Origin of the sequence: Corynebacterium rouxii (assembly GCF_902702935.1) — a bacterium.
Classification (GTDB): domain Bacteria; phylum Actinomycetota; class Actinomycetes; order Mycobacteriales; family Mycobacteriaceae; genus Corynebacterium; species Corynebacterium rouxii.
This window is the reverse complement of the sequence record NZ_LR738855.1, coordinates 448,628-471,057: the sequence shown is the minus strand read 5'-3', so window position 1 is coordinate 471,057 and position 22,430 is coordinate 448,628. Positions and strand designations below refer to the sequence as shown.

At 54.8% G+C, this 22,430-nt stretch carries 21 protein-coding genes; 3 read left to right on the top strand and 18 right to left on the bottom strand.

Going from position 1 to position 22,430, the window contains the following annotated elements; all coding sequences use genetic code 11:
* Positions 1-17: 17 nt before the first annotated feature.
* The 10 genes from rplW to CIP100161_RS02435 all read right to left on the bottom strand — a co-directional run bounded on the left by rplW (position 18) and on the right by CIP100161_RS02435 (position 8,470).
* A complete protein-coding gene (gene rplW / locus CIP100161_RS02480; RefSeq protein WP_004566725.1) occupies positions 18-323 on the bottom strand; it encodes a 50S ribosomal protein L23 in 306 nt (101 codons plus the stop codon).
* A complete protein-coding gene (gene rplD, locus CIP100161_RS02475) occupies positions 323-976 on the bottom strand; it encodes a 50S ribosomal protein L4 (RefSeq protein WP_010934329.1) in 654 nt (217 codons plus the stop codon). The genes rplW and rplD overlap by 1 nt, the downstream gene beginning before the upstream one ends.
* Positions 973-1,629, bottom strand: coding sequence for a 50S ribosomal protein L3 (rplC, locus tag CIP100161_RS02470; protein WP_004566722.1), 657 nt, complete (start codon positions 1,627-1,629; stop codon positions 973-975). The genes rplD and rplC overlap by 4 nt, the downstream gene beginning before the upstream one ends.
* 32 nt (positions 1,630-1,661) lie before the next feature.
* The gene (rpsJ, locus tag CIP100161_RS02465; protein ID WP_003848085.1) at positions 1,662-1,967 is read right to left on the bottom strand and encodes a 30S ribosomal protein S10; all 306 of its coding nucleotides are present in this window, start codon (positions 1,965-1,967) and stop codon (positions 1,662-1,664) included.
* A gap of 510 nt (positions 1,968-2,477) precedes the next feature.
* Positions 2,478-3,035 carry a DUF421 domain-containing protein gene (locus CIP100161_RS02460; RefSeq protein WP_155871640.1) on the bottom strand — a complete coding sequence of 186 codons (558 nt, stop codon included), beginning with the start codon at positions 3,033-3,035 and terminating at the stop codon, positions 2,478-2,480.
* Positions 3,036-3,111: 76 nt separating this feature from the next.
* On the bottom strand, positions 3,112-4,302 hold the full coding sequence (gene tuf, locus CIP100161_RS02455) for an elongation factor Tu (protein WP_004566712.1): 1,191 nt from the start codon (positions 4,300-4,302) through the stop codon (positions 3,112-3,114).
* A 318-nt stretch (positions 4,303-4,620) separates the two neighbouring features.
* Positions 4,621-6,747, bottom strand: a complete 2,127-nt coding sequence (fusA, locus tag CIP100161_RS02450) for an elongation factor G (protein WP_004566710.1) — start codon at positions 6,745-6,747, stop codon at positions 4,621-4,623.
* A gap of 251 nt (positions 6,748-6,998) precedes the next feature.
* Positions 6,999-7,466 (bottom strand): 30S ribosomal protein S7, encoded by a 468-nt coding sequence (gene rpsG, locus CIP100161_RS02445; RefSeq protein ID WP_004566708.1) that lies wholly within the window; start codon positions 7,464-7,466, stop codon positions 6,999-7,001.
* A gap of 3 nt (positions 7,467-7,469) precedes the next feature.
* The gene (gene rpsL, locus CIP100161_RS02440; protein ID WP_004566706.1) at positions 7,470-7,841 is read right to left on the bottom strand and encodes a 30S ribosomal protein S12; all 372 of its coding nucleotides are present in this window, start codon (positions 7,839-7,841) and stop codon (positions 7,470-7,472) included.
* Positions 7,842-8,116: 275 nt separating this feature from the next.
* Positions 8,117-8,470 (bottom strand): hypothetical protein, encoded by a 354-nt coding sequence (locus CIP100161_RS02435; RefSeq protein ID WP_155871639.1) that lies wholly within the window; start codon positions 8,468-8,470, stop codon positions 8,117-8,119.
* Between the two features lie 157 nt (positions 8,471-8,627).
* Between CIP100161_RS02435 and CIP100161_RS02430 the strand changes: the two genes are divergently transcribed.
* Positions 8,628-10,412: a ribonucleoside triphosphate reductase gene (locus CIP100161_RS02430; protein ID WP_155871637.1), complete on the top strand. Its 1,785-nt coding sequence runs from the start codon at positions 8,628-8,630 to the stop codon at positions 10,410-10,412.
* On the top strand, positions 10,378-11,001 hold the full coding sequence (locus CIP100161_RS02425) for an anaerobic ribonucleoside-triphosphate reductase activating protein (RefSeq protein ID WP_155871635.1): 624 nt from the start codon (positions 10,378-10,380) through the stop codon (positions 10,999-11,001). Before CIP100161_RS02430 ends, CIP100161_RS02425 begins: the two co-directional genes overlap by 35 nt.
* Here CIP100161_RS02425 and CIP100161_RS02420 read toward each other — a convergent pair.
* The 6 genes from CIP100161_RS02420 to CIP100161_RS02395 are packed head-to-tail and all read right to left on the bottom strand — an operon-like array spanning position 10,998 to position 16,341.
* A complete protein-coding gene (locus CIP100161_RS02420; RefSeq protein ID WP_155871633.1) occupies positions 10,998-11,936 on the bottom strand; it encodes a permease in 939 nt (312 codons plus the stop codon). The genes CIP100161_RS02425 and CIP100161_RS02420 overlap by 4 nt on opposite strands.
* Entirely contained in the window at positions 11,933-12,604 is a 672-nt protein-coding gene (locus CIP100161_RS02415) for a TIGR03943 family putative permease subunit (RefSeq protein WP_155871631.1), read from the bottom strand. Before CIP100161_RS02415 ends, CIP100161_RS02420 begins: the two co-directional genes overlap by 4 nt.
* Before the next feature lie 15 nt (positions 12,605-12,619).
* Positions 12,620-13,387, bottom strand: a complete 768-nt coding sequence (locus CIP100161_RS02410; protein WP_155871629.1) for an ABC transporter permease — start codon at positions 13,385-13,387, stop codon at positions 12,620-12,622.
* A 20-nt stretch (positions 13,388-13,407) separates the two neighbouring features.
* Positions 13,408-14,382: an ABC transporter ATP-binding protein gene (locus CIP100161_RS02405; protein WP_155871627.1), complete on the bottom strand. Its 975-nt coding sequence runs from the start codon at positions 14,380-14,382 to the stop codon at positions 13,408-13,410.
* Positions 14,383-14,408: 26 nt separating this feature from the next.
* Positions 14,409-15,110: a response regulator gene (locus CIP100161_RS02400; RefSeq protein ID WP_155871625.1), complete on the bottom strand. Its 702-nt coding sequence runs from the start codon at positions 15,108-15,110 to the stop codon at positions 14,409-14,411.
* 4 nt (positions 15,111-15,114) lie between these two features.
* Positions 15,115-16,341 carry a sensor histidine kinase gene (locus tag CIP100161_RS02395; protein WP_155871623.1) on the bottom strand — a complete coding sequence of 409 codons (1,227 nt, stop codon included), beginning with the start codon at positions 16,339-16,341 and terminating at the stop codon, positions 15,115-15,117.
* 62 nt (positions 16,342-16,403) lie between these two features.
* Between CIP100161_RS02395 and CIP100161_RS02390 the strand changes: the two genes are divergently transcribed.
* A complete protein-coding gene (locus tag CIP100161_RS02390) occupies positions 16,404-16,592 on the top strand; it encodes a hypothetical protein (protein WP_232053061.1) in 189 nt (62 codons plus the stop codon).
* Positions 16,593-16,718: 126 nt separating this feature from the next.
* Here CIP100161_RS02390 and CIP100161_RS02385 read toward each other — a convergent pair whose 3' ends face one another.
* Positions 16,719-17,354 carry a hypothetical protein gene (locus tag CIP100161_RS02385; RefSeq protein ID WP_155871621.1) on the bottom strand — a complete coding sequence of 212 codons (636 nt, stop codon included), beginning with the start codon at positions 17,352-17,354 and terminating at the stop codon, positions 16,719-16,721.
* Positions 17,341-22,284 carry a DEAD/DEAH box helicase gene (locus CIP100161_RS02380; RefSeq protein ID WP_155871619.1) on the bottom strand — a complete coding sequence of 1,648 codons (4,944 nt, stop codon included), beginning with the start codon at positions 22,282-22,284 and terminating at the stop codon, positions 17,341-17,343. The genes CIP100161_RS02385 and CIP100161_RS02380 overlap by 14 nt, the downstream gene beginning before the upstream one ends.
* Positions 22,285-22,430: the final 146 nt, after the last annotated feature.

The window sequence follows — 22,430 nt, the reverse complement described above, 5'->3', positions numbered from 1 at the left end:
TGTCCTTACCTCGACCCTTACGCGGCGTTTCCGCCGAAGATGTCGATAGCGTCGCTGCCCTCTCGAAGCGTCACGTAGGCGCGCTTGGTTGCCTTACGAACGCCGTAACCGGTGCGGGAGCGCTTGCGCTTACCTGCACGGTTAGCGGTGTTAACGGAGTCAACCTTAACGCCGAAGATCTGCTCGATGGCGATCTTGATCTCGGTCTTGTTAGCAGTTGGAGCAACGAAGAACGCGTAGGTGTTCTGCTCCATCAGGCCATAAGACTTCTCAGAGACAACCGGGGCGAGAATGATGTCACGGGGGTCTGCGATCTTAGCCATTACTTCTCCTCCTGAGCCGCACCGGAAGCGCGGTTAATGAAGGTGTTCAGAGCCTCGACGGAGAACACAACGTCGTCCGAGTACAGGACGTCGTAGGTGTTCAGCTGGTCGGCGAACAGGATGTGAACGCCTGGCAGGTTACGAGCACTCTTCTGTGCGGTTACGTCCTCACGGCCGACAACGAGAAGAACGTTGCGACGATCCGTGATGCGCTCGATGAAGGAGCGTGCGGACTTGGTGGATGGAGTCTGACCAGCAACCAACTCGGAGATGACGTGGATACGCTCGTGACGTGCACGGTCGGTGAGAGCACCGAACAAAGCGGCCTTGATCATCTTCTTAGGGGTGCGCTGGCTGTAATCGCGTGGCTTAGGGCCGTGCGAAATGCCACCACCGGTGAAGTGAGGAGCGCGGATCGAGCCCTGACGTGCGCGACCGGTGCCCTTCTGACGGAACGGCTTGCGTCCGCCACCAGAAACCTCAGCACGGGTCTTAGCCGAGTGGGTTCCCTGACGTTTTGCAGCGAGCTGTGCGTTGACGACCTGGTGGAGGAGTGCCACAGATGCTTCGCGATCGAAGATCTCTGCTGGCAGCTCGACCTGACCATCGGTCTTGCCCTCAGCGGTGAGGACGTCCAACTTCAGATTGGTCATGCGTGTGCACCGCCCTTCACTGCGGTCTTAACGGTTACGATGCCACCGCGAACGCCTGGGATAGCGCCCTTGATCAGGATGAGGTTAGCATCTGCGTCGATCTTTTGAACCTTGAGGTTCTGGGTGGTGACGCGGTCACTACCCATGCGGCCTGCCATACGGGTGCCCTTGAAGACACGACCTGGGGTAGCGCAGGCACCGATGCCACCGACGCGGCGGTGTGCAGCCTGGTTACCGTGGGCAGCGCCCTGGCCAGCGAAGCCGTGGCGCTTCATAGCGCCGGCGTAGCCCTTACCCTTGGTGGTGCCGGTGACGTCAACGAAGTTGATACCTTCGAAGATCTCAACGGTCACGTCCTGGCCGAGCTCGTAGCCGGAGACATCGTCCATACGAATCTCTGCTACGTGACGGCGGGGGGTAACGCCCGCTTTCTTAAAGTGACCCGCTGCTGGCTTGTTAGCCTTGCGTGGGTCGATTTCGCCGTATGCGATCTGGATAGCGTTGTAGCCATCGGTCTCTACGGTGCGAATCTGGGTTACGACACATGGACCAGCTTCAACGACGGTAACCGGGATAACACGGTTGTCCTCGTCGAAGATCTGAGTCATGCCGAGCTTGGTGCCCAGAATGCCCTTGATCTCAGTTTCACTCATTAGTTATTCTCCGCTGCCAAAAATTTCGTCGATCACTGAATATTCACGTCGACGCTGGCCGGAAGGTCGATGCGCATAAGTGCGTCAACCGTCTTCGGCGTCGGGTCGAGGATGTCGATCAGGCGCTTGTGCGTGCGCATCTCGAAGTGCTCGCGAGAATCCTTGTACTTATGGGGAGAACGAATAACGGCGTATACGTTCTTTTCGGTGGGCAACGGCACTGGACCAACAACACGAGCGCCGGTACGGGTGACCGTCTCGACAATCTTCTTTGCAGAAGCGTCGATCGCCTCGTGATCGTAGGCCTTCAGCCGAATGCGGATCTTTTGTCCCGCCACGCTTATCCTCTTCCTCGCTTGTCCCACATCCTTGGATTGGTGGGAATCGCTTCAATATTTCTCTATAACGTTGTCCGGATCTTCGGGGACCTGGGCGCAACGCCAGTTCTTAACTTGACTGTCGTATCGACTTGGTGGAGTTCATAGGACGAAGGCACATAACAAACGCCGTAAACATCCTGACGGGGTACAAGACCCGTAATGTCAAGCCGGAAGGGACTTTATCTCACGATAAGCGTGACCCTTACGTATACTGCCGCTGTTTATTTGCCATGCCCCTTCAAACTCCGGCCCTCAAGGTTGAACAGGCTTAACGCCTTGGCCTTAAGGATCCTTAACGTGTGGTCCATTTCTGAACCCACACCATGAAGGTGTCATGGTTGCTGCGCCAGCCCGCTCAACGGCGGCCTGTCAAAGCAACTTGATTATTAAAACACGTATAAAACGACTTTGCAACACCATTGCTAAGATTTTTAAAAATTTCCGCAGGTAGTTGGTCCACACCGAAAACTATGGGTAGATATACTCCACGCCCGCAACATTCTTAAGCAATCCCGGATCCATCGGGACACCTTCTCTAATAACCGATAGATCTCCCGTCGGTTCGAGAATCATGCACTGAACTTGACTCAAACTTGCAAGTCCTGCTCTACGCACTGCCAGCCGAACGTCGCTATAGGATAAACGCGTTTTCCGCAGCTGCTCGGCGATGATTTCGCCGTGTGCCATTACTACTTGCGAGCGACCGTTAAGGGTGTGCTGGAATCGCGAAAATCTCCGGATTTGCCCAAAGGTAGCTTCCAGCAACATGAGGGTTGAAAGCCCAATAAGCCCAGCAGCAAGGGTTGGTGGATGCCCGATGGTGACACGCCCTGCTACTGCCCCAAACATAACAAGAACGACGGCGTCAAAGGCAGTCATTTTCGCGAGCACTCGGGTGCCAAAAATTTTAACGAGCACTAAAAAGCCAATATATGTTCCCACTGCGGAAAGCACTACGACCGGGATGCGCCAGGGATCGATTGTTAGTTGTTCGAGCATCACGTCGCGGAAGTGGGGATTTAGCATACGTTCGATGATACGAGAAAAGCCACCTCCCCTTGTGGGGAAGCGGCAATTCTATGCGCCTAGGCGCAGAAGATCATTACTTGATGATCTTGGTAACGCGACCAGCGCCGACGGTGCGGGAGCCCTCGCGGATAGCGAAGCGCAGGCCCTCGTCCATAGCGACAGGCTGGATCAGGGTGACGGACATGTCGACGTTGTCGCCAGGCATGACCATCTCGGTGCCCTCAGGAAGCTTCACAACACCGGTAACGTCGGTGGTGCGGAAGTAGAACTGTGGGCGGTAGTTGTCGAAGAATGGGGTGTGGCGGCCACCCTCGTCCTTGGACAGAACGTAGACAGAGCCCTCGAACTCGGTGTGAGGGGTGTAAGCGCCTGGCTTAACAACAACCTGGCCACGCTCAACGTCTTCGCGCTTAACGCCACGGAGAAGCAGACCACAGTTGTCGCCAGCCTCGGTGTAGTCGAGAAGCTTACGGAACATCTCGATACCGGTAACGGTGGTGGTGGTAGCCTTCTCGCGGATACCGATGATCTCGACGTCCTCGTTGACCTTCAGGGAGCCACGCTCAACACGGCCGGTAACAACGGTACCGCGGCCGGTGATGGTGAAGATGTCCTCGATAGGCATGAGGAATGGCTTGTCGGTCTCACGCTCTGGGTCTGGGATGGAATCATCGCAAGCCTGCATGAGGTCGATGATGGACTGGGTCCACTTCTCGTCGCCCTCAAGAGCCTTCAGTGCGGAGATGTGGATGATTGGAGCCTCTTCGTCGTAATCCTGCTCAGCGAGCAGTTCACGGATCTCCATCTCGACGAGCTCGATGATTTCCTCATCGTCAACCATGTCGCACTTGTTCAGAGCAACGAGGATGTAAGGAACGCCGACCTGGCGAGCGAGCAGAACGTGCTCACGGGTCTGAGGCATTGGGCCGTCGGTGGCAGCAACAACGAGGATTGCGCCGTCCATCTGAGCAGCACCGGTGATCATGTTCTTGATGTAGTCAGCGTGACCTGGAGCGTCAACGTGTGCGTAGTGGCGCTTCTCGGTCTGGTACTCCACGTGGGAGATGTTGATGGTAATACCACGCTCTTTCTCTTCCGGTGCCTTATCGATGGCATCGAAAGCGAAAGCTTCGTTCAGCTCTGGGTAAGCGTCTGCCAAAACCTTGGTGATAGCAGCGGTGGTGGTGGTCTTACCGTGGTCAACGTGACCGATGGTGCCGATGTTGACGTGCGGCTTGGTACGCTCGAACTTAGCCTTTGCCACTGTGTGTCCTCCTGGACTTCGTGGTGGCTACGATTTCGCAGCCACGAGTTGACAGTGCTGTACATTTCTGACTGCTAATTCGGCAGTCTGGCAGTACAGCTATTTACATTGTGCCAGTTACATGATCCTAGGGTCACAACGGGGTATTTATCAAACCACCGAAGAAACCAGATGGGATCGTACAGGGTAACGGCCGGCTCAGCATTCCCTTTGAAGTAGAGGAAGTGCTCAGCAAGCCGCTACCCCCGCCTACGCTCCCCCTATGCCCTGTAACTGACTAGAAATCGTGCATAGGGAGAAAACTGCGAGAGGCTTAGATTAAGCAGTGCCGTTGCGCTCTGCCACGATCTCAGCTGCCACGTTGGTAGGAACCTCAGCGTAGGAGTCGAAGATCATGGTGTAGTTTGCACGACCCTGGGTGCGGGAACGCAGGTCACCCACGTAGCCGAACATCTCGGACAGTGGAACCTTAGCCTTAACAACCTTTGCGCCTGCACGGTCATCCATAGCGGAGACCTGGCCACGGCGGGAGTTGATGTCGCCGATAACGTCGCCCATGTACTCCTCAGGGGTGATAACCTCAACGGCCATCAGTGGCTCGAGAAGAACTGGCTTTGCCTTTGCAACAGCTTCCTTCAACGCCTGGGAACCAGCGAGCTTGAAGGCCATTTCAGAGGAGTCAACCTCGTGGTAAGCGCCATCGATCAGGGTTGCCTTGATGTTCACCAATGGGAAGCCTGCGAGGTAACCATACTGCATAGCATCCTGGATACCAGCGTCGACGGATGGGATGTACTCCTTTGGCACGCGACCACCGGTGACGGCGTTCTCAAACTTGTAGGTTGCGGACTCGCCCTCTTCCAAGGTCTCAGCTTCTGGAGCGTAAGGCTCGATGCCGATGATGACCTTAGCGAACTGACCGGAACCACCGGTCTGCTTCTTGTGGGTGTATTCGAGCTTCTCAACAGGCTTACGGATGGTCTCACGGTATGCAACCTGTGGGTTACCAACGTTTGCCTCAACCTTGAATTCGCGCTTCATGCGGTCAACAAGAACGTCGAGGTGGAGCTCGCCCATGCCGCCGATAACGGTCTGGCCGGACTCTTCGTCGAGTTCAACGGTGAAGGTTGGATCCTCTTCAGAAAGCTTCTGAATAGCGGTACCGAGCTTCTCCTGGTCAGACTTGGTCTTTGGCTCGATGGAAACCTTGATCACTGGGTCCGGGAAGTCCATGGACTCGAGGATGATCTGGTCGTTCTTATCGCAGAGGGTGTCACCGGTGGTGGTGTCCTTCAGGCCGATGAACGCGTAGATGTTACCAGCGCGTGCTTCGTCAACAGGGTTCTCCTTGTTGGCGTGCATCTGGAAGAGCTTACCGATGCGCTCGTTCTTACCCTTGGTGGAGTTAGCAACCTGAGCACCTGGTTCAACGATGCCGGAGTAAACGCGGACGAAGGTCAGCTTACCGAAGAATGGGTGAGCTGCGATCTTGAAGGCAAGAGCGGAGAAAGGCTCATCAACGGATGGCTTACGAACCAAGTCAACGGTCTCGTCGCCGACCTTGTGGCCGTGAACCTCTCCGATGTCCAGTGGGGTTGGCAGGTAGTCGATGACAGCATCGAGCAGTGGCTGAACGCCCTTGTTGCGGTAAGCGGTACCACAGAGAACTGGGTAGACCTCGGAGTTAACGGTCAGCTTACGGATGCCAGCCTTGAGCTCTTCGATGGTGAGCTCTTCGCCGCCGAAGTACTTCTCCATGAGAGCTTCGTCGGACTCAGCAACGGTCTCAACGAGCTTCTCGCGGTACTCAGCAGCCTTGTCAGCCAAGTCAGCTGGGATCTCTTCGATAACTGGCTCTGCACCGGTCTCGACCTTGCCGCGCCAGGTGATGGCCTTCATCTCGAGAAGGTCAACAACGCCGTCGAAGTCATCTTCAGCGCCGATTGGCAGCTGCATGACCAATGGCTTTGCGCCGAGGCGGTCGATGATGGTCTGAACGGTGAAGTAGAAGTCTGCGCCGAGCTTGTCCATCTTGTTCACGAAGCAGATACGTGGAACGTCGTACTTAGCAGCCTGACGCCACACCTGCTCGGACTGAGGCTCAACGCCCTCTTTACCGTCGAACACTGCGACTGCACCGTCGAGAACGCGAAGGGAGCGCTCAACCTCAACGGTGAAGTCAACGTGGCCTGGGGTATCGATGATGTTGACCTGGTTGCCGTTCCAGAAACAGGTAACAGCAGCGGAGGTAATGGTGATACCGCGTTCCTTCTCCTGCTCCATCCAGTCGGTGGTGGAGGCACCGTCGTGGGTCTCGCCGACCTTACGGTTGATACCGGTGTAGAAGAGGATACGCTCGGTGGTGGTGGTCTTACCGGCGTCAATGTGGGCCATGATGCCGATGTTGCGGACCTTGTTCAGATCCTTAAGCACTTCTTGTGCCACAGTTGTCCCTAACTTATGTAGCCGGAGTGAGCAAACTTTGTTTCCTCACTCACTGCATGGATAGTTCCTGTTCAATTCTGCCAAATCCGAGGAAATTTCTCAGCATTGATGGCAAAAATCGAGGTGTGCTTCTGCCATATAACCCCGTAGCGTTATATGGCAAAGGCCCAACTACCTGCAACAATAATGGTAACTTCGCGCACAAGCAGCGAAGCCGTGCCAGGAAGGTTGGGCCGGAATGCGCATGTGGATTACCAGCGGTAGTGAGCAAACGCGCGGTTTGCTTCAGCCATCTTGTGGGTATCCTCGCGACGCTTGACGGATGCACCAAGGCCGTTAGCTGCATCGAGAATCTCGTTAGCGAGGCGCTCGATCATGGTGTTCTCACGACGCTGGCGGGTAAAGGTAACCAACCAACGAAGAGCGAGGGTGTTAGCACGTGCTGGACGAACCTCAACTGGAACCTGGTAGGTTGCGCCACCGACGCGGCGGGAACGAACCTCGAGGTCTGGCTTGATGTTGCCGAGGGCCTTCTCCAAGGTCAGGACTGGATCGGTGCCGGTCTTTTCCTTGCACTTGTCAAGAGCACCGTAGACGATACGCTCAGCGGTGGACTTCTTGCCGTCCAAGAGAACCTTGTTTACCAGCTGGGTAACAACCTCAGAGCCGTAAACTGGGTCTTTAACGATCGGACGCTTTGGAGCTGCATTCTTACGCATTGATTACTTCTCCTTCTTTGCGCCGTAGCGGGAACGAGCCTGCTTACGATCCTTAACACCCTGGGTATCCAGTGCGCCACGGATGATCTTGTAACGAACACCTGGGAGGTCCTTAACACGACCGCCACGAACGAGCACCATGGAGTGCTCCTGGAGGTTGTGGCCCTCACCTGGGATGTAAGCGGAAACCTCGATGCCGGAGGTAAGGCGCACACGGGCAACCTTACGCAGTGCAGAGTTAGGCTTCTTAGGGGTAGTGGTGTACACACGGGTGCACACGCCACGACGCTGCGGGGAACCCTTCAGGGCTGCGGTTGCAACCTTGGCAGTCTTATCGTGGCGGCCCTTGCGGACCAGCTGCTGAATAGTGGGCATAACCGTCTTTCTATTTCGGTAACTTTTCCAAAGCTCCACCGAGGTAGTGCTTTAAAAAATTTTCGCTTTTGTTCATGCCTAGTAGTACACAAAAGAGTCCGGACAAACCAAAAAAGGGGCTCTTTCCGGGGCCGCTTCCGTGCATTTCCTTAACGCTTCTCGATAATCACCAATCGGCAAGAATCTACTAGGCAAAACGTAAGGCTCCCACGCATCAAACATGTGGGACTGTTGGCCACCCTACCAACTAAGGCAGCCCAAGTCAACTTAAAAAATTACTCCGAAATAATCACAACGCCTTGACCAGCAGCTCGCGCGCTGCGGTAAAGATCAGTTAGCGTCTCAACCGCTTCACCCGATAGGCCAGCCAGAGAATCCAACATCTCCTCGACGCGTTCCGACGGCACCAATCCAGCCATAGGGTCGCCCACGATAACCTCGCAGCCACGAACCGCAAAACCACGGAATCCAGCGGCGCGTAGCTGCTCCTCCACATCTACCCAGGCTGACCCAATAGTCACAGGATCACCAAGAGTGCCGCTAAAAAGCTGCTCTAAAAGCTCGTCGTCTTTGATGCGAAGTTCGTCGAGAATGCTGTCATCTACAGCAATGAAAAGTGGATGAGCCATGGGTTCTTTTTTACACGCCGATCAATATCACTGCCACAATATGTGGGTGATTTTTCCAGCACATTCCCATACAAACACCACTACATATTGATTTAGTGAGATGTTGCACAACTATATCTTGTAGTTTTCGTACACCTCAAGCCTTAAGTTGTTCCATATGAGTGATTCCCAAATTAATAGTCGAACAACTATCGACGAGTACCTTTCTCGCGCCGATTGGCGCGTCAATGCCAACGCCAATCAGGACTATTCCTTGGGCGGAATGATCCTCAACGCCGCTGGAAAAATCACTGCAAACTACTGGCTTGACCAAGTGTTTAGCCCAGCTGCAAGCGCCGCGCACCGCGAGGGTTCCATCCACATCCACGACCTCGATATGCTCTCCGGATACTGTGCTGGCTGGTCCCTGCGCCAACTTCTCGAAGAAGGCTTCGGCGGCGTGCCCGGCACGATCTCATCTCGCCCACCGAAGCATTTCTCGTCGGCATGCGGCCAGATTGTTAATTTCTTGGGAACCCTCCAAAACGAATGGGCAGGCGCACAGGCATTCAGCTCCTTTGATACCTATATGGCGCCATTTGTACGTCTAGATAACCTCTCCTATGACGAGATCGTCCAGGACATGCAGGAGTTCATTTTCAATCTGAACGTTCCATCGCGCTGGGGTACGCAAACTCCATTTACCAACCTGACCTTTGACTGGACCTGCCCAGCCGATCTCAAGGACTCGGTGCCGTTTATCGGCGAAGAACCTGTGGACTTCACTTACGGCGAGCTCCAAGAGGAAATGGACCTGATCAACCGCGCATTCATTGAGGTGCTGTCGGCAGGCGATGCCGATGGCCGGCCGTTTACGTTCCCCATCCCCACATATAACATCACCAAAGACTTTGATTGGGATTCCCCCAATACCGAGGCCTTGTTCACCATGACTGCGAAGTACGGTCTTCCCTACTTCCAGAATTTCATCAACTCCGATCTAGACCCCGGCATGATCCGTTCGATGTGTTGCCGTTTGCAGCTTGATCTTCGCGAGTTGCTCAAACGCGGCAATGGTTTGTTCGGTTCGGCAGAATTGACTGGTTCCATCGGCGTGGTCACACTCAACTGCGCACGTTTGGGCTATCTCTATGCCGGTGATGAACAAGCCCTGCTGAGCGCAGTAGATGAGCTCATCGAGTTGGGAATCGATACTCTAGAGCGCCGCCGGGATTTCGTCGCAACGCATATGAAGCAAGGCCTCTACCCTTATAGCGCGCGTTGGCTGCCTAGCTTGGACAACCACTTCTCCACCATTGGTGTGAACGGCTGCAATGAGATGATCAGGAATTTCACTCACGACGCCTACGATCTCACCGATCCTCAAGGGCATGCCCAGGTCGCGCGACTTCTCGACCACATCAATGCTCGCCTCGTGCAGGCACAGGAGCGCACCGGCCACTTGTTTAACCTTGAGGCAACCCCGGCCGAAGGCACGACCTACCGATTGGCTAAAGAAGATCTCAAGCGTTACCCCGATATGTTGCATGCGGGAACACCGGAGGAGCCCTACTACACCAACTCTTCGCAGCTGCCGGTTTCGCACACCCCGGATCCTTTCGAGGCCCTCGCTTTGCAGGAGGACTTGCAGTCGAAGTACACCGGTGGCACTGTGTTGCACCTTTATATGGGCGCTGCAATGAGCGATGGCAAGGCTTGTGCGGCTCTTGTGCGTCGCGCTTTGACCAACTTCCATCTGCCGTACATCACGATCACCCCAACGTTTTCTATTTGCCCAGATCATGGATATATTTCCGGCGAGCACCCCGAATGCCCACAGTGTGGTGCTACGACGGAGATGTGGACGCGCGTGATGGGCTATTTCCGCCCGGTACAAAGTTTTAATACCGGAAAGAAGGGCGAGTTCCATGAGCGCACCTACTTTGCCGAAGCCCTCATCTGATCTGCCCATCGCCGGGATTATTCCGTTTTCTGCAACTGATTGGCCTGGCAAGCTAACGATCACCGCGTTTACACAGGGATGCCCGTTGCGCTGCGTGTATTGCCATAATGCCCAGCTACAGGAGTTCGCACCCGGCGCGGTGGGCGTGGATGATCTGGTGGATTTGGCGCGGCGTCGCATAGGACTTATCGACGCCGTGGTGATCTCCGGCGGTGAGCCTACCGCGGTACCGGGTCTTGCCGAGGCTATCTGTAGGATCCACGATCTGGGGTTGCCGGTAGGGCTGCATACGTGTGGTTATGCGCCGAAGCGCTTGGCTACTTTGGTGGCGCAACCGGAGTCGCGTCCCGATTGGATTGGCTTGGATATTAAGGCGTTGCCACGGCATATGCACGAGATCACGGGGTGTTCGCCGCGGGTCGCGCAGTCGTGTTGGGAGAGTTTGGCGATCATTGACGCCGTGGGTATCGAGGTTCAGACTCGGACCACGTTGTGGCCAGGTAGTGTGATTGAGCAGAATCTGCAGGAGTTGGAGGTCATGGTGGCTGCTCAGGGCCATGAGTTGGTGGTACAGCAGGCCCGTTTTTAGATATCGCCGAAGCTGATACTGCCTACGCCGATGGCTACGGTGATGGCGACGATCAGTGTCAGCGGAACGAATCGGGTGACAAAGCCGCGCCCCCATGCGCCTTGTTGCATGGCGATGAGTTTGACGTCGACCATGGGACCGACCACGAGAAATACTAGTTGTGCGGTGGCGGGCATTATCGTCAGTGATGCAGCTACGAAGGCGTCTGCTTCTGAGCACAGGGATACTACGATGGCCAAGGTTGCCATGATGAGACAGGCAATGAGTGGTCGGGTACCTACGGCGGTGATCACGTCTACGGGGATAAGTACTTTCATCACAGCCGCTAGCATTGCGCCGATGACGAGGAATCCGCCTGCGTTGAGCAGATCGTGCATGCAGGATTCTCGGAATCGATCCCAGGTGTTGCCGTGTCCGTGGCAGTGGGTGTGTTCGGAGTCTAAGGCGATGTCGAGTCGGGCGCTGATCCATACCCAGCCGACGATGATGGCCACGATCAGGCTGGCACATAGGCGTGCGATCATCATGCGGAGGTCACCACCGAATGCGACAGCGGTGGAGACCAGAACCACAGGGTTGATTGCGGGGCTTGCTAGTAAAAATGCTAGTGCGGCCGCAGGGGGTACTCCCCTATGGACGAGTGATTGCGTGACGGGTACGGAGGCGCACTCGCATGCAGGGAGAAGGAATCCGGAGGCGGCGGCGATGGGAACGGCGGCTTTTTCGTTGCGCGGGAGGCGTCGAAAAGCGGCCTGGGGCACAAATACTTCGATGATGGCTGAAATGGCTACGCCGAGCACCAGAAACGGTACCGCTTGCAGCACGATCGACGTGCTGATCTGCGACCATGCTTCCGCCTGCCCCTTGAGCTGAATAATCGGCCCCAGGACTAACGCGGCTATAATTCCAGCCCACCCGATCACGACTTTTTTCATAGGTATGGCTCCGTGGGGGTATCGATCGCCTCTAGGTTGTCTACCTCGATCGCGGGGAATTGCGGGTTATGCGCGGACGAGACTCGCACAACGCCACGTACGCGATACCACTGGTCGCTACGCACGCTTGCCGACGTCTCCAATGTTGCGGTGTAAGCTATCGCATCGGCGGCACAACAGTAGATCTTGTAACGGCTTAACCGCCACGTACCATCCGCTGCAGCCGAGGCAAACCCTTCCACCTCAACCACTGTGCCGTCAAAAGTAGCGGAGTCACTGCGCAGAAATCTTGTGGTGAGCTCCTCCATCGTCATCGGGTTGGTCTGATCTTTGGCAAGCTTGGGCAATGCGAGATCGTCAAGGTTATTTCCCACCACACGGGTCACCCCACTGCTATTAAGCGTGGCTGCCCCCAAAGCCGCTGGCGCAAACACAGCAACGACGCACACCGGAACCAAAAGGAACCACGATGTGCGCCGAGAAGAAAAACTATTGGGCCGTACTGCGCTCCACAGCGCGAGGGCAACCAACACGAGGCCGGTTGCCAAACTGACGGGGCGAAAACCTGGTTGAAGATAATTATTGATCCGCCCCGTAAGCGCTAGGTACGTCATGACGATTCCTAGCGCGCCCACTATAAAGACGTGTGTTTGCGCAGTCTGCTTCACCCAGCGGATTGTACCTTAACGGACATCGCGAACACGGTTGACCGCAAAAACAGACACCGTAGCAACAACCACCCAGCCCGCAATCACAACAACGTTGAACCAATCCGGTTGAATCTGGCTGAGCTCAAAACCGCGCTCAATTCCGGATTCCATCGTCCCAGCAATCGCGTCAGCCAACTGGCTGCTGCGAGGACGAGGGCTCAGCAGCCACAAGAATGTTGCTGCCTCAACCTTGGATGCTGCCAAGGGAATGAGTTGATCGATCACCAGCATCCACGCCAGTGGAAGCGTCACCGCCGCAACCTTGCTACGTGTGAGCATGCCGACAGCGAAAGCAAAGCTACCAAAAATAATGGCATGGAATAACACTATGAACAGTTCCGTGGTTTCCCCGCCGCTAAAACTGCTGTCGGGGAACACCTGCGCAACGATGACCGCTAGGGCGATACCAATGGCAAAAGTAATAGCCAAGAAAACCACGTACACCACCGATTTTGCGGCAATCCAGGTGCTCCGAGAATTCTGGGTGAGATAAACATGCGCGTGCATGTGATCGCCTAATTCACCTGCGACACTGGCACCAGCAAAAGCAATCGAAATTGCTACTGCGATGCCCCAGCCCACCAGCAACGAACTCCAATCAACACCCGAAGATGTATCAGATAGGCCCACCAGCAGCACCATGGGGCCATAGAGGGCACCGGTGATCAAGATGAAATACACCGCCGTACTGCGCAGGCTCATCAGTTTGGTCCACTCGGATTTTAAAGCGTTAAAAAACATGGGTATGAGTTCTTTCCTAATTAGTTGCCGGCGTTGGAGGTTCGGTATTCTTGGACGCTTTGCGTTGCTGCAAGGAACCGCTGCTCTAGGTTTTCTTGGTGGGTTTCTAGTCGGGTTACCGCGATACCATATTCGAGAGCAAGCGCTGCCACTTGGGCGCGCACCGCGGGATCGTCGTCAGCATGCTCCAACGCAATGACCACCTGAGTGTCCTGCGCTGCGGCGGCAAGACCACGGTTTTTCAGGGCGTCGCATAGCTGTGCTGCCTGTGGGGATTCCACGAGCACCGTCGTGCCATCAGCTAAAAACTCGCTCATTGTGTACTCGCCGATCATCTTGCCTTTGCCGATCACCACGAGTCGGTCCGCGGTCTGCTGCATTTCGGACAACAGGTGGGAGGACACCAGCACGCTGCGGCCTTGGCTTGCTAAATCGCGGATGGTGTTGCGCATCCAGCTCACGCCTTCTGGGTCCAGACCATTGACCGGTTCGTCCAAGATCAGGTGCTGCGGGTTACCCAACAATGCCACTGCGACACCGATGCGTTGCTTCATGCCGAGGGAATAATCGCCTACTTTTTGGTGCGCTGCTTCCCGCATGCCGACGTAGTCGAGGCATTCCTCCACGCGGGCGTCGCTAATCCCTGCGCCACGGGCAATAACGCGCAAGTGGCTGCGTCCGGATCGGGCTGGGGTAAACCAGCCGGCGTCGAGAATCGCTCCGGCAACACTGGGTTTATTGCTTAAGCGCGCGAACTCATCGTTGTAGGACTTGGACTTGAAGGTCACGCGACCTTCCGTGGGGGTATCCAATCCCAACATGCAGCGCATAGTGGTGGATTTTCCGGAGCCGTTGGGGCCGAGAAAGCCGGTGACTTGTCCGTCTGGCACATGAAAGTTCAGGCCAGCGATGGCGGTTTTCTTACCGTAAGTTTTTCCGAGGTCTTGGACTGTGATCATGATGTCTATCATCGCGACCACAGGAGGCGAAAACATCAGACCACAGTCGGAACCTCGGAATATCAGCCCTGGGTATGAGTCAGCAGTTGATTGGGTGCTACCAATCCCCTACTAAAAGCAAACAACACCGCATGGACTCGGTCGCGGGAACCAGTTTTGGACAACACTTTGCTCACGTGGGTTTTTACCGTGGGCAAAGAGATGAACAGTTCTTCGGCGATCTCGGTATTGGACTTGCCCAATGCGATAAGCAGCAGAATTTCCTGTTCACGCGGGGTAAGTGGATCAATCAGCCCTGCGTTAACATCGCCGCCTGGGGATGCCACCAGTTCGGTTTGTGGTGCGTGCCCGCGCATGCTCTTAAACAGTACGGCGGTAGCGGCTGGGCTAATCACAGCGCTTTGCTCGCCGACGGTACGAACCGCCGTGATGAGGTCTTCGGGGGCGGTGTCTTTTAGAAGGAATCCTGAGGCACCGTGTTCTACGGCTCCGACCACATAGTTTTCGCTGTCAAAGGTAGTCAACACAATAATGCGGGTATCGGTGTTGGCTGCCACGATCCGTTTGGTGGCTTCGAGGCCATCCATCACCGGCATTTGCACATCCATCAAAATCACGTCTACCGGCGTATTTTCGGCATTTTCTAGCGCTTCTTTCCCGTCGTTGGCTTCCCACGCCACGGTGATATCGCTTTGCGAATCCAACACCATGCGAAACCCAGCCCGCACCAGATGCTGGTCATCTGCCAGTCCTACAGTGATCACCGTTTTAGCCTTTCACCGGAATTTCCGCTTCAACATACCATCCCCCAATGTAGCTTATCGACGCTCCCCACCGCGCCCGACCGCCATGGATCAACGCACGCTCCCGCACACCAACCAGCCCCTTTCCAGTGGACTGCGTATCCACCAGCGCCTCCCCAGCTTCATTGTCTACTTTGATGCGCACCACGCTCGGGTCACTCCAGTCTATTACTACCCACGCACGCGTTGTACCCGCGTGTTTGAGCACATTAGTCAGGCACTCCTGCACAATACGAAATACGCTCAGGCTTCGCGATTCATCCAACGCCTGTGGCTCCCCCACCACCTCATAGTGAATATCTAGCCCCGCAAGCTCAGCCTCGCGGATAAGCGTGCCCACGCTTTCGATACCAGGAGCTGCAGTCACGTCACGAGCATCCGTTTCCCGCAACACGCTCAACAGACCACGCATCTGGGAAAGCGCTTCTCTACCCACCGAAGAGATCGTTTCCAACGCATTAAGTGCTTGTTGCGGATTATCCCTACCTGCAAACCGACCACCATCTGCCTGTGCAATAACAACCGTGAGCGAATGAGCAACAATGTCATGCATCTCGCGCGCAATGCGGTTGCGTTCAGATACCGCTGCCAGCTCCGCACGCGCACGCAAATCCCGCAGCTCATCAGCTTTCCGCTTAGTGGATAACCCCAGTTGCCAAAACAGCGCGATAGACACCACCACCAGCGTGGCCACTACCGCGACAAACGACCATGCTTGGGGCTCTTGGATAATCTCTTTGATTCCAACAGCACTCCCCGTTTCCAATACGTTGAAAAACAGAAGGGGAAACAGCAGATTAAAGGCAATCGAACCAAAGCTACCCACGAACAAGGCGATGAGCCAACGAGAACGATGCCTCATGATATGCGCAGAAATAAACCACGCCTCATAACAAACAACCACATATCCCGCTAAAAAGCTGTACGTAAGCGAAAGACTTATAAACACCAATCCGACGGTTACCGTGGTCACGCCACCAACCGGCTTCCAGCGTTGGAGCAACAGCCCCACGTAGGTCAACGCGATTCCCACACATGAGCAGGTATACAACACAATCTGCCATGGCCGTGAGATATCAAAATTGCTTACGAGACCAGTACTGCTAATAAAGCTCAACGATACGAAGGCTACGATCGTCTGGATAACAAGCTGTATCCAAAAACTGGGGGTCAGAGAGCGAAAAGTTGCCACACGCTCATGCTAGTCGCAGCGAGGCTCGCCTGCGTTAGTGCCCCAACGCCATACACGTTCCAATGGGCCTTGCGGAAATAAAAGCTCGCGCCGAAAAAGAACGCGAAGAAGCGGCACGACTGGCTGCTGCAGCACAGGCAAGCACTCATGACCTGGCTGTTGCAATGAGAAACGCTGGAATGACCGTGCGAGATATGGGGACAGTCCTCGGAGTGTCTTACCAGCGCGCCCAAAAGCTTGCAGCATCCTAAAAGAGGACATCACACTAAAAGCGAAAGTCGCCCAGCACGCGCATGATAGACACGCGTACTGGACGATTTTCATCGGCCGAGCGTCGCGTGCGCGCCTTTAGCATTTATTTTCTGAAGCATTCAAGTTTACCCTTCCAAGGACTTTTCTGCGATACTTTCTCTAGGCGATAGCCCGGGCTTACTCGTCCACGTCCATTTTTGTCCTACCTGGTCTTGGAAAGAAAGTTCCTCAATAGCGTGCTTTTTAGAATTAAGAAGCGGTTGGAAATCTCGCAAGTTATCCACAAGTTGCGGGAACCCTAACTCCGGTGGGCCATTTGGCGTGAACGTGCTTTCAAGAAAGTATGTTCCGGGCGGCAACGTCGTGACTTTATGTTTTGACGTTGTGGAGTTACAAGTGAATTTCACGCATATGTCGTGGAAAACTGAGGAGTCACTGCCAGTATTGGAAAGAACGACTCCCCAATTAGACTGCTTATTATCGTTATTAGTCACCCACCAAGCTTGTAAGTTGCTTGCGATGCGACGTTGATCCCGAATTTTTTCGCGTTCTTCTATAGCTCGAGCATGTGCTTCTGCCTGTTCTGCGGTCTCACGTGCCAATTGATTAGATTCTCGGATATTGTTAGCAGATTCAGTTGCGGTCCTCTCGGCTAACTGATTTGCTTGGTTTGCAATCTTCAGGGCTTGGCACGAAGCAAGAGCTGCAAGTACAGAACCTACGGCAGCAATCATTTGGATAATTAGATTAAATATTTCCATCTTTTATTCCCTCAACAACCCGCACCGTCTCCATTGCCACCCTCGTCACACGACCAATCAGCTCCACGATGTAGCGCGGATTCCCCACCTCATCAGCCCAATCATTCGGGTCATTCACAATCCCCGAAGCCTTGTCCTTCTTCACCTGATACCGGTCAATAATCCATGCCAAGGCTGATCTTGACCCCAGCATGTATTCATCCGCCTCAGCCGGAATCCCCGAAATCGTCACGTCCTTGTTGTAAATCAACTTCGTCACATCATTGACGCTCTTGGCCGTCTCCGGATCCTTCCGCTTCGCCCACCGCATCTTCAGCACGCGCCAGGTCTCACGATCCTCCGGATCCGCCGACGCCTTCACCTCAACATCCAACGGCCACGGCTCCACGTCCTCATAGCCGACATGCAGCGCCATCAACTCGGCACCCGCCGCAGCGAACTTGTCGAACTCCGCCCGTGTCCCCGGCGTCTCAATATGTGGCAACATCTTCTTCAAATCCGCCGCATACGTCTCCCGATACACCGGATCATGCAGCTTGCCGTACACAAAATGGAAAATGTCATCGCCGGAAATATCCGCGCCCAGCGCCTTCCGATACAGCGCCTTAATCTCCTCAGTGACATTGTCCACGCGCATATAGCCATCGACGACTTCACCAATCTCACCGTAGGCACTCGCCTCAGCCGATTGCTTTACGACGCTGCCTTCTGCAAATAACCCACCGTCAACAGCTTCGACTGGTTGCCAGGTAAAGCGTGGGAAGAATTGACCAGAACCGGATCCACTCAGACATAAATCCGGTAGCAAGTTGGTCACCTGGATATTGAACTCACGTGCAGCGCTACTTGCGGCTGGAATATAGTATCCAATGTTCTCATGCTTCGGTGTCGGAAACATCGACGGCAGTTGGTAAGTGCGATGGTTGAACTGCGCGTCGAAGTAGACATGCTGCTTCGCAAACGGTCTATACAAACTCGTTTTGTAAAAGCCTGCTCCTTCAAGCTGACTGCGCCGACCAAGCTCCGCAATTAAGCTGGACGACCACTTAATGCGGGATGAATCTGCGAATTCTGAATTATTCTTAAGAAATTCATTTGCTTGCTGTCCAGGCCGAATAGTTGCAACGGCACCTTGATACGCGTCCGACATAGATTCAACTTGACCTACGAGGTTCGTTCGGGAGTACGAATATACCCAGGCGTCACGGTTAGTTTGTAAACCCGCCGAGAACGTCTCGAAGAACTTCGTCGAATTACCCTTCTTCTCGCCAATCACCGGCCATGTCTCGAAGTCGGCCGAGCGCTGGTTCAACCAGTCTCCCCACTGGTTCGGAACAATCTCCTGCCACTCAAGAGTTTCGAGACTGTTCTTGTTGACAATATTGAGCTTCTCTTCAGCAGAGAGGTAGTCACCAATATCTCGGTAATGCAGGTCAAAACCTGTCTTCCCGGGGTCCTTCACTCCAATAGTGATAGCAACAGTCGATCGGCTACCAGATCCGAAAACCTTGCCGCCTTCTTTACGCGACTGCTCGCCAGCAGTACGCTGATTCCCTCGCAGGTTAAACACATACAGATCGGTGAAGTCCTCCTGCATGGACAAGCGCACTCCATCACCGGTATTGCCATCCAGCCAACCACCATTGGACACGAACGCCACCACGCCTTGATCCCCAATGCGGTCTGTCGCCCAGCGGAAGGCTCGCAGGTAGGAATCGTACAGTGAGTTCTTATTCGTCGCAGTCGACTTCGCTGCATAGGTTTCCGCGATACGCGCATCCAGCGACGGATACTTCAAATTGGCGTTCAAGTCATTTGCACTGGTCTGCCCCGCAGAATACGGCGGATTTCCAATCACCACATTGATCGGTGCCTTCATCTGGCGGTCAATCGTCGCGTTGTTGTCTTTGAACATGAACAAGTCCGCAACATCGCCTTCCTCATGAATCTGGAAGGTATCCGCCAAGGCAATATTCGAGAAAGGCACATACTCCGGCGCAGGCTTGCCATCACGCAACGCAGCCTCAGCCATCAGCGCGTTAAATGTGGTTTCGATATTCACGGCCGAGACGTAATACGCCAAGAGCGTAATCTCCGTTGCGAAGAGCTCGTTTGCATACTTTCGCGCCAAATCCTCCGGCTTAATCAGGCCAGACTGCAGTAATCGGACGGTAAAGGTGGAAGTGCCGGCGAAAGGATCGAGAATGCACACGCCCTCATCTGAGAGTCCACGGCCAAAGTGCTTCTTGGACACGTCGTCGGCGGCGCGAAGGATGAAGTCTACAATCTCAACTGGCGTGTAGACGATCCCCAAAGCCTCTGACTGCTTCTTAAAAGCCTTGCGGAAGAAGCGCTCGTAGAGCTCCTTGATCACCTGCTGCTTACCAGAAGCAGAAGTCACCTCAGAGGCACGGACGCGCACCGACTCATAGAACTTGTTCAGCGACTCGGTCTCCGACTCCAACTTCGCGTCAGACAGTGCATCCACCATGCGCTGCATTACCTGGGCGACAGGGTTGTGCTCGGCGAAGTCGTAGGCATCAAAGAGCGCAGAGAATACCGGCGCGGTAATCAAATGCTGGCTAAGCATACTGATGGTCTCCGACTCCGTGATGGAGTCATTGAGATTGCCACGCAGACCAGTAACAAATGCCTCGAACTCGGCGCGGAGTGTGTCATCGGCGCCGTCGACAAGCGCTTCAATGCGAGTGATCTGTGCCTGCGCGATGTCAGCGACATCGTCGGCCCAATCCTCCCAATAGGTACGAGTGCCGACCTTATCCACCAGCTTGACAAACATCGCCTCCTGCCACTGTTCCAAGGAGAACAGGGCAATCTGCTGGCTCAGCTCATGCGGGTCAGCGTACGGCTCAGCCCGACCGCCATCGACAGCGTCCAGCTTCTTCTTAGGATCCGAGGTGTGATCTACCTCGATTGGAAGCTGTTCGAGATTCCCCTCATTGAGCGCGATGGAGTTGACCTGCGCGTTGAAGCGATCGTCGTGGGCGCGTAGCGCGTTCAAAATCTGCCAGACAACCTTAAACCGGGTGTTGTCATTGAGTGCTTGGGACGGCGAGACATTTGGTGGCACCGCGACCGGCAGGATGATGTAGCCGTAGTCCTTGCCCTCGGACTTGCGCATCACGCGACCGACAGACTGCACCACATCGACCATTGAGTTGCGCGGATTGAAGAAAATCACCGAATCCAACGCCGGCACGTCCACGCCCTCGGAGAGGCACCGAGCGTTGGTGAGAATACGGGTCTCATCCTCGTCCACTGGGGACTCAATCCAGGACAGTCGCGTATTGCGCTCCATCGCATTCATGCCACCATCGACATGCTGGACAGCTACGCTGAGGTCAATGTTGTGCAGGGATACGTCGTTAAGCGCTGCCTTCTCCTTCAGCGACTGCTGGTAATTCGAAATCAACAGCGGATAGGATTCCGCAATCTGCTTGGAAGTTTTGATATCGCGGGCGAAGGCAACCGTCCGGCGCATCGGTTCGGCATCCTGGTCGAAGCCGCCTTTCTTTCCTTGCAACGCTCCCGAGCGCTTAGCCAGGCCATTCCAGGCACCAATCATGGCTGAGGCCAGTGTGAGGTTGATTTCTTGCCCCGCGCCACGAGCCATTGCTTCCGCTGCGACGGACTCATCAACCGTCATAATAAGCACCTTGTAGTCCGTGAGCAGGCCTTTCTCCACCGCCTCCCCGAAGCCGAGACGGTGGAATTCCGGGCCGTAGATAGCCTCATCGTCCATAGATGCCAGCTCGGCAGAATGCTCGGCAGCTTTACCTTTGACAGCTTCGTCGAAAAGCCGTGGCGTCGCGGTCATGTACAGGCGCTTGGCGGCCTTGATGTAGTTGGCGTCGTGGATTTTCGTGAAGTTCGATGCTTCCTCGCCGGCCAGCGTTACGCCCGTGGTGCGATGGGCTTCATCACAGATGACAAGGTCGAACTCCTCCAACCCATGCGCTTGCGCTTCATGAACGGCCGGCAACGACTGATAAGTGGAAAATACTACGTTCAAACCCTTCGCCCGCTTGCCGACGCTAAAGCGTTCGGCAATATCGGCACCGTTCGTCGAGATAGGTACCTCAAGGTCGTACGAGGAAATATCCTCTGCTTTCTTAGAAACCTTCGAGTCAGAGCAGACTGCAAAACTACGCAAATCAACGCCTGCCTGCGCCGTCCATTCCTTTAATGTCTGAGAAAGCAACGAGATTGATGGTACGAGGAATAGGATTCGGGCTTTTCCGCCATTATTTTCTGCAACTTTTTCCGCCAGGCGAAGCGAAGTAAACGTTTTGCCCGTGCCACAGGCCATAATTAGCTTGCCACGGTCGTGCGTCGCGAAGCCCTGCAAAGTCTTTTCAATTGCGGTGTGCTGATGAGGTCGAGGCTTGAAAATCTCGCGACGGGACAGGTTAATTTGGATTTCGGAACCGGGGAAGACGACATCCCAATTGATTGGAGACTCCGCAATCGAGGCCATACCGATGCGGTTAGTAGCAATGAGCTGATTAGCCAGTGCCTCTTCCGCATGGGAGGACCAAAGGTCAGTTGTGGAAATAATCAGACGGTTTTTGAAGTGTTCAGGGCCCTTCTCAGTTTGGAAGGCACGGCCTGAGGCCTCGAAGAATGAATCTAAGTTCGACTTTTCGATACGCGTAGTCGGCTTGTAGAACTTGCACTGAATCGCGGTCCAGGAATCGTCCTCGATACGGTGCGCTACGAGGTCAATGCCGGTATCGACTTTGCCACCGTTGTATCGCCAGTCCGACCAACGAACAACCTCGTCGAACTCGTTTCTGAGGGTGGGATCCGTGCGGAAATAATTCACCATCAACTTCTCAAACGCGATGCCATACTTTGCCTTCGGCTGATTCTCGCGCAGCTGATCCAAAACCTCAGAGAACTTAGACATAGGTAGTATTTTGCCTGAACTATGTTCAGAGACGTGCGAGGCGTGCGGTTAAGGGGGTATCTCCGCACTATTTAACGCCGACTCAGGTAGGTGCACTGCTCCCCATTAGTTGGGCTGAGAAATCAGACACCGACTAATGGGGAGCA